At 63.1% G+C, this 7,637-nt stretch carries 8 protein-coding genes and 1 pseudogene; 4 read left to right on the forward strand and 5 right to left on the reverse strand.

Going from position 1 to position 7,637, the window contains the following annotated elements:
- On the forward strand, positions 1-250 hold a 250-nt coding region (locus HP547_RS25170), incomplete at its 5' end, for an alginate O-acetyltransferase AlgF (protein WP_172288093.1).
- Between the two features lie 35 nt (positions 251-285).
- Positions 286-1,740 (forward strand): mannose-1-phosphate guanylyltransferase/mannose-6-phosphate isomerase, encoded by a 1,455-nt coding sequence (locus tag HP547_RS25175; protein ID WP_172288098.1) that lies wholly within the window; start codon positions 286-288, stop codon positions 1,738-1,740.
- Positions 1,741-1,822: 82 nt separating this feature from the next.
- On the opposite strand, the gene HP547_RS25180 is transcribed toward HP547_RS25175, so the two are convergent.
- The gene (locus tag HP547_RS25180; protein WP_172288096.1) at positions 1,823-2,251 is read right to left on the reverse strand and encodes a hypothetical protein; all 429 of its coding nucleotides are present in this window, start codon (positions 2,249-2,251) and stop codon (positions 1,823-1,825) included.
- Between the two features lie 306 nt (positions 2,252-2,557).
- On the opposite strand from HP547_RS25180, the gene HP547_RS25185 reads away from it, so the two are divergent.
- Positions 2,558-3,022: a multidrug transporter gene (locus HP547_RS25185; protein ID WP_172220758.1), complete on the forward strand. Its 465-nt coding sequence runs from the start codon at positions 2,558-2,560 to the stop codon at positions 3,020-3,022.
- A 148-nt stretch (positions 3,023-3,170) separates the two neighbouring features.
- Complete coding sequence (locus HP547_RS25190; protein WP_172220761.1) at positions 3,171-3,983, forward strand: SDR family oxidoreductase; 813 nt, start codon at positions 3,171-3,173, stop codon at positions 3,981-3,983.
- A gap of 112 nt (positions 3,984-4,095) precedes the next feature.
- Here HP547_RS25190 and HP547_RS25195 read toward each other — a convergent pair whose 3' ends face one another.
- From HP547_RS25195 to HP547_RS25210, 4 genes and pseudogenes are all read right to left on the reverse strand, one after another.
- Positions 4,096-4,890: an SDR family NAD(P)-dependent oxidoreductase gene (locus HP547_RS25195; RefSeq protein ID WP_172220764.1), complete on the reverse strand. Its 795-nt coding sequence runs from the start codon at positions 4,888-4,890 to the stop codon at positions 4,096-4,098.
- 55 nt (positions 4,891-4,945) lie between these two features.
- Entirely contained in the window at positions 4,946-6,397 is a 1,452-nt protein-coding gene (locus HP547_RS25200; protein ID WP_172220767.1) for an efflux transporter outer membrane subunit, read from the reverse strand.
- Positions 6,394-7,455, reverse strand: coding sequence for an HlyD family secretion protein (locus HP547_RS25205; RefSeq protein ID WP_172220770.1), 1,062 nt, complete (start codon positions 7,453-7,455; stop codon positions 6,394-6,396). The genes HP547_RS25200 and HP547_RS25205 overlap by 4 nt, the downstream gene beginning before the upstream one ends.
- Before the next feature lie 28 nt (positions 7,456-7,483).
- Positions 7,484-7,637: pseudogene (locus HP547_RS25210) on the reverse strand (EmrB/QacA family drug resistance transporter); the annotation flags it as partial.

Below are 7,637 nucleotides of genomic sequence, written 5' to 3' on the forward strand. Positions count from 1 at the left end.
CGACCAGCAACTGACCCTGAAAACTGCCGACGGCAAGACCGAAGTGGTCAAGCCGGTGGCCGCCAACGGCCGTGGCGAGCGCGAGATCAACCCGGTCAAGGTCAGCCTGGCGCTGTACCAGGGCGACAAGAAAGTCGGTGACGTGAAACCCGTCGCTCTGGAGCGCGGCGAAGCTGCCGTGCTGTACGTAACAGGTTCCGGCAACAGCTTGTCGCCGGTGTGGGTAACTCGCCCCGTGGCTAGCAACTGATCCCCCTGCCTCTAAACGACTATTGGAGAAACATGATGATCCCGGTAATTCTTTCTGGTGGTAGCGGTTCGCGTCTGTGGCCTCTGTCGCGCAAGCAGTTCCCCAAGCAGTTCCTGGCCCTGACCGGTGAACACACCCTGTTCCAGCAAACCATCGAGCGCCTGGTGTTCGAAGGCATGGACACGCCGATCGTGGTCTGCAACAAGGACCACAAGTTCATCGTCCAGGAGCAGCTGAGCGCACTGAAGCTGGAAACCCAGGGCATCCTGATGGAACCGTTCGGCCGCAACACCGCGCCGGCCGTGGCCATGACTGCCATGAAACTGGTCAATGAAGGCCGCGACGAGCTGATGCTGGTGCTGCCCGCCGACCATGTGATCGATGATCAGAAAGCCCTGCAACGTGCCCTGGCCCTGGCCACCGTGGCCGCCGAGCGTGGTGAGATGGTGCTGTTCGGCGTGCCGGCAACCCGGCCGGAAACCGGCTACGGCTACATCCGCTCCAGCCAGGACGCGTTGCTGCCCGAAGGCGTGGCACGCGTTGCGCAGTTCGTCGAGAAGCCCGACGAAAAACGCGCCGCCGAATTTGTCCAGGCCGGTGGCTACTTCTGGAACAGCGGCATGTTCCTGTTCCGTGCCAGCCGCTTCCTCGAAGAGCTGAAAAAGCACGACGGCGACATTTACGACACCTGCGTGCTGGCCCTGGAGCGCAGCGAAGAAGACGGCGATGTGCTGAGCATCGACGAGGCAACGTTTGCCTGCTGCCCGGACAATTCCATCGACTACGCGGTGATGGAAAAAACCCAGCGTGCCTGTGTAGTACCGATGTCGGCTGGCTGGAGCGACGTGGGCTGCTGGTCGTCGCTGTGGGAAGTGCACGAGAAAGACCACAATGGCAACGTTACCAAGGGCGATGTGGTGGTGCAGGACAGCCACAACTGCATGATCCACGGCAACGGCAAGCTGGTGTCGGTGATCGGCCTGGAGAACATCGTGGTGGTGGAGACCAAGGACGCCATGATGATTGCCCACAAGGACAAGGTCCAGGGCGTCAAGCAAATGGTCAAGACCCTGGACGAGCAGGGCCGCAGCGAAACCCAGAACCACCTGGAAGTGTATCGCCCGTGGGGCTCGTACGATTCGGTGGACATGGGCGGCCGCTTCCAGGTCAAGCACATCACCGTCAAACCGGGCGCCAGCCTGTCGCTGCAGATGCACCACCACCGTGCCGAGCACTGGATCGTGGTGTCCGGCACGGCCGAGGTCACCTGCGACGAGAACGTGTTCCTGCTGACCGAGAACCAGTCGACCTACATTCCGATCGCCTCGGTGCACCGCCTGCGCAACCCGGGCAAGATCCCGCTGGAGATCATCGAGGTGCAGTCCGGCAGCTACCTGGGCGAGGATGATATCGAGCGCTTCGAGGATGTGTATGGGCGAACCTCCACGCCGGTCGAGCGTGGGGTTTCGGTGAAGACCATCGCGCAGTAAAGCGCAGTCGATAAATGCACAAACCCGCTGCGGGCTTTACCGTAGCGGGTCTGTCCAAGGGCATCACGCCCGAAAGAAAAAATTAAAAGTTTACGCAGTAATGCCCTTGTGACATTTCATACGTTACCTCCCCGACTGCAAAGCTCAGACGATAGTTGAAGCTGAGTTGTTGGCCCGGTTGCCATTTCATGTTTTCCACAACCAGGTTTCTCGCGTTATACAAACCCGCACCCAAATTACCAAATGCCCGATAGATAATAAATTCTCCATCGCGATTTATGCCGGCGCGGAAGAAGACGCCCAGTTTCCCGTTGTTCAGATTTTCATACGCCCGCAAGATCATACCGCCCTCAGAAGCCTCCGAAATCTCAGGCGACTCGGTATAGTAACTGTTGTGACCGAGGTAAGCCGGAGAGAGCGCCGCAGTGCTCTTGCCTTTGAGCGCTTTCCACTGTGCGGTCATCATTTCCGGTTCAAATTCCACGCCCTGTTTTTCCTGAATGTTCATCATGTTCTGTTCGCTCACACGTTGTTGATAAATTCAAATGACATTAACTGGGCCTTAGTGCCCTGAAGACCCACGCCCGAAAATGCTTTATTTTCAGTGGCGAAAAAAATTTATGAGAATTTGCGCTCTGCTGCTACTCACAGTGTTGGGAGTTACAGATAGCATCGCAATGTGATTGCGCTGACTTTCGAGCGCATGCGCTGCACGTGGCGTAGCGCATGCCAACTGCAAGGCAGCCTCCCGCTTTTGAGCACATGCCATTTCAGGCTACGATAGTCGAACCCCTCGCAACCAAGGTCTGCAAGCCCCATGATCATCGGTGCCTTGCTCATACTCACCTGGCTGGTGCTACTGTTGCGCTACCCGGCCAAGGCCCTGCCGATTTCCCTGGCTGCCGTGTGCGGCCTGGGCCTGGTGGCCCTGTTCGTCATCTGGCAGGACAACCGCGAAGCCTCGCAACTGGCCCGCCTGGACCTGCGCCTGAGTTATGCCCCCGAGCAATGCCCGGCGGACCGTGCCCTGCAGGTACACATGAAGAACGGCAACAAGGCGCCGCTCACAGAGCTGCGCTGGCGCGTGGCGGCGTATGCCCCGGGCGACACCGTGAACCTGGCCGAGAACACCTACAATGCCCCGCGTTACCGTGGGCCAGGTGACCTGCAGCCGGGGGCCGAGTGGAAGGACTGCCTGCCATTGCCGCCATTGCGCTCCGGGTATCGTCCGCAAACCCTGGAGTTTCGTGCCGAGCACCTGCAGGGTACATTTGCCAATTGACTTATCACATGTGCAGACCTCTTCGCGGGTGAACCCGCTCCCACAGGGACAACGCAGGTCTTGAATACTGTGGGGTACCTGTGGAGCGGGTTCATCCGCGAAAGGGCCCATGCAGGAAAATCATCTCCCTGACAACAGGCCTCCACCTATGCCCACCGTCCTCATCACCGGTTGTTCCAGCGGCATCGGCCGCGCCCTGGCCGACGCCTTTCGCGATGCCGGCCACCATGTCTGGGCCACCGCGCGCAAGCCAGAAGATGTCGAGCAACTGAGCGCCGCCGGCTTCAGCGCCCGGCAGCTGGACGTGAATGACAGCGACGCCCTGGCCCGCCTGGCCGACGAACTCGAAACCCTCGACATCCTGATCAACAACGCAGGCTACGGCGCCATGGGCCCGTTGCTCGACGGCGGCGTGGACGCCCTGCGCCAGCAATTCGAGACCAACGTGTTTGCCGTGGTCGGTGTCACTCGGGCACTGTTCCCGCTACTGCGCCGCTCACGCGGGGTGGTGGTGAACATCGGCAGCGTCTCAGGGGTGCTGGTCACTCCCTTCGCTGGCGCCTACTGCGCTTCCAAGGCAGCCGTGCATGCGCTCAGCGATGCCTTGCGCCTGGAGCTGGCGCCTTTCGGCGTGCAAGTGATGGAAGTGCAGCCGGGGGCGATCGCCTCGCAGTTCGCCAGCAACGCCCAACGCCAGGCGGAGCAGGTACTTGTGGCAGGGTCGCCGTGGTGGCCGTTGCGCGAGCATGTACAGGCACGGGCGCGGGCTTCGCAGGACAAGCCGACTTCGGCGGCGGTGTTTGCCAGAGGGGTGTTGACGGCGGTAAGCAAGTCGCCGGTGCCGGCGCTGGTGCGGTTGGGTAACGGCAGTACAGCGTTGCCGGTGATGGCCCGATTGCTGCCACGGCGGTTGCTGGACTGGGCTTTGCGCAAGCGTTTTGGGCTGCTGCGACCGCTCTGAGGGCGTGGTTGCCTATGCCGCCCTCTTCGCGGGTAAACCCGCTCCCACAGAGCTGTGTCATCCCTGTGGGAGCGGGTTTACCCGCGAAGAGGGCGGCACAGACAACAAAGAATCAGGCGATGGAGCGTAACACTCCACCATCCACCCGCAAGGCAGCCCCGGTGGTAGCACTGGCCTGCATCGAAGCCAGGTACACCACCATATTGGCCACCTCTTCCACCGTCGCCAGGCGCTTGAGCAGCGAGGTCGGCCGGTGCTCGGCGAGGAAGTTCGCTTCCAGTTGCTCAGTCGACACACCCTGCTCCCCGGCCAGCTTGGCAAAGAAGTCGCCGACACCTTCCGAGCGGGTAGGCCCAGGCAATACCGCGTTCACCGTCACCCCGCTACCGGCCAAGGTCTCGGCCAGGCCACGCGACACCGCCAGCAGCGCGGTCTTGCTCATGCCGTAATGAATCATCTCGGTCGGGATCTGCAGCGCCGACTCACTGGACAGGAACACCACCCGACCCCACTTGCGCTCGGCCATGCCCTGGGCGTAGTGGCGAGACAGGCGCACCGCGCTGAGCACGTTGACATCGAAGAACCGCTGCCACTCCTCGTCCTCGATCTCGAAGAACGGCTTGGGCTCGAAGATGCCGAGGTTGTTGATCAGGATGTCGCTGTGCGGCACCTGGCCGAACAGTTTTCGCGCACCGTCGCGGGTACTCAGGTCGGCGGCGATACCGATGATGCGCGCCTGTGGCAGGCGTTCGCGGATGGCGTTGAGGGCTTCATCGACCCGGGCTTGAGTGCGGCCGTTGACCACCACTTCGGCCCCCGCCTCGGCCAGGCCGATGGCGATGGCCAGGCCAATGCCGGCGGTGGAGCCGCTGACAATGGCGCGCTTGCCGTTCAAGGAAATCTGCATCTGTGCCTCCTCAATTGTCTGGGGAATCGCCAGGGCTGCTTTGCGGCCCCGGCTTTTACGCTTTCTTCACCGGCTGCTCGTCGAATGCCTGCCAGCCACCACCCAACGCTTTGTACAGCCCTACCAACGCCTGCGACACCGCCGCCGAGCTGTCGATCCACTGCTCTTCGCTGGCCAGCAACGCCCCTTGCACCGTCAGCACATTGAGAAAGTCCACCGCGCCTTCCACATACTGGCGCTGGGCGGTTTCCAGGGCGATGCGGTTCTGTCGCACCGCCTCGGCCAAATGATCCCGACGCAACTGGCTGGCGTTGTAAAGGCGTAGCACATCGTCAATTTCATGCCAGGCGCCAAGCACTACCTTGCGGTAGTTCAGCGCCGCCTCCTGCTGCTGGGCTTCCCGCAATTCCAGCGTGCCCTTGAGCCGGCCACCCTCGAAGATCGGCAGCGAAAGCTGCGGCCCGAAGGCGAAACGGCGCGAGTCCCAGCCAGCAAAATCGGACAACTGCATGGCCTGGAAACCGACACTGCCCGACAGGCGGATACTGGGGTAGAAGTCGGCCTTGGCCACGCCAATGCTGGCAGTGGCGGCATGCAGGCGGGCCTCGGCCTGGCGGATATCCGGGCGCCGCTCGGCCAGCTCGGACGGCAAACCGATGGCGAACTTCTGCTGCGGCGCAGGCAGCTCGCCAGCCGGCAGCAACTCGGCCTGCAAACTGCGCGGCGGTTCGGCCGCGAGCAGGCTGAGGGCGTTGATCAAGTCATCGCGCCGCGCTTCCAGGCTTGGCAGGCGCGACTCGATCGAGGCCACCTGGGCACTGGCCTGGGCCACGTCGAGGCGAGTGGCGACACCTTCCGCCTGGCGATTTTCCGACAGCGTCAGGCTGTGCCGGGCGACCTTGAGGTTGTCGCGAGTCACATCAAGGGTGTGCTGCACGGCACGCAACTGGATGTAGTTGCCGGCGGTTTCCGACAGCAGCGCCAGCAACACCCCGCGCCGATCGTTCTCGGCCACTTCGACCGTGGCATCGGCGGCCTCGACCTGACGCCGCACGCGGCCCCACAGGTCCAGCTCCCAGCCGGCTACCAGGTCACCCTGCCAAAGGTTGAAGGCTTGCTTGCCTGCCTTGCCCGACGGGTCACTCAGGCCCTCGGCGCTGTTGCGGGCGCGGCTGTAGCCGGCGTTCACGTCTACCGACGGCACTTCATCGGCGGCCACAGTGCTGCGTAAGGCACGGCTTTGCAGCAGGCGGGCACTGGCCATCTGCAGGTCGAGGTTGCGCTCGGATACGCGCTGGATCAGTGCGCTCAGGCGAGCGTCGTGGAAGGTTTCCCACCAGCGCAGTTCCAGTGGCTCGGCCTGCGGCTGGCTGGCCGCTGCCTCGCCTTGCAACGGCGCCCACTGTTGCGGCGCCTGGCTGTCGGGGCGCAGGAAGTCCGGGCCCATGGTGCAGCCGGCCATCAGCACGGCCAGCAACAACGGGCTCAAGCGTAATGCCGGTTTCATCGTGCGCTTACCTCTTTGCCGTCCAGCTTGTCGCCACGGGTATCGATGGTCGCTTCCACCGACATGCCCACACGCAGGCGCGCGAGCAGCGGCTGGCCGTCATCGAAAACGATCTTCACCGGGATACGCTGCACCACCTTGGTGAAGTTGCCGGTGGCGTTGTCCGGCTTGACGGCGGCGAAGGTGACGCCGGTGGCCGGGGCGATGCTTTCTACATGCCCCTGCAGTTTTTCGCCGGAGAACGTGTCGACGCTGATGCTCACCGGCTGGCCCGGCTGCACGTGGGTCAACTGGGTTTCCTGGAAGTTGCCGACCACATAGGCCTGCTGCAAGGGCACCACCGACAGCAGGCGGGCACCTGGATTGACGTACGCACCGACACGCAGGGCGCGCTCGCCGACCATGCCGTCCACCGGCGCGCTGATGCGGGTATAGGACAGGTCGAGCCGGGCCTTTTCAACGCCCGCTTCAGCCCGCTTCAACTGGCCATCGGCGCTGGCCACCTGGGCGGTAAGGATGTCCACCTGCTTGCGTGCTGCCACCAATGCCGCCTGGGTATTGGCCAGCCGCGCGCGGGCCTGGTCGACGCCGCTGCGCGCCTGCTGGGCGTTCTGCACGGTACCGGCACCCTGCTCGGCCAGGCGGCTGTAGCGGTTGACTTCATGATCGGCGAACGCCGCTTCGGCCTGCGCCGCTTTCACCGCCGCCTCGGCCTGGGCGATCAGCGCCGCCTGGCGCTCGAGGGTGGCACGGGCATCGGCGCTTTGCGCCTTGGCCACCAGCAACTGCGCCTGCGCGGCATCCAGCGCGGCCTGGTAGTCACGGGCATCGATGGTCGCCAGCAACTGGCCAGCCCTGACTTGCTGGTTATCTTCTACCAGCACTTCCTTGATGAACCCGGCAACCTTCGGTGCGACCACGGTGTAGTCGGCGATCACATAGGCGTCATTGGTGCTCTGGCGGTGGTCGCTGCCAAACATCCAGGGGCCGATGATGCCGGCCAGGACAGCGACGGCAAGCACCGCGCCGATGAACAGGGTTTTGCGGTTGTTGGTCATTTCAGCGGTTCTCGAATTCATCCAGGGTTCAGGCCACCGCACGCGGCGGATAGACCCGGGTAGGCACGAAAGGAATCAGGCAGATCAGGGCCACTGCAATGCAGGCCATGACCAGGTAGAGGTCGGCGGAGGTCAACACCAGCGCCTGGTCGTGGATACGCTTGGCCAGGCCTGCGCTGTTG

Source organism: Pseudomonas sp. CM27 (assembly GCF_013179515.1).
GTDB lineage: Bacteria > Pseudomonadota > Gammaproteobacteria > Pseudomonadales > Pseudomonadaceae > Aquipseudomonas.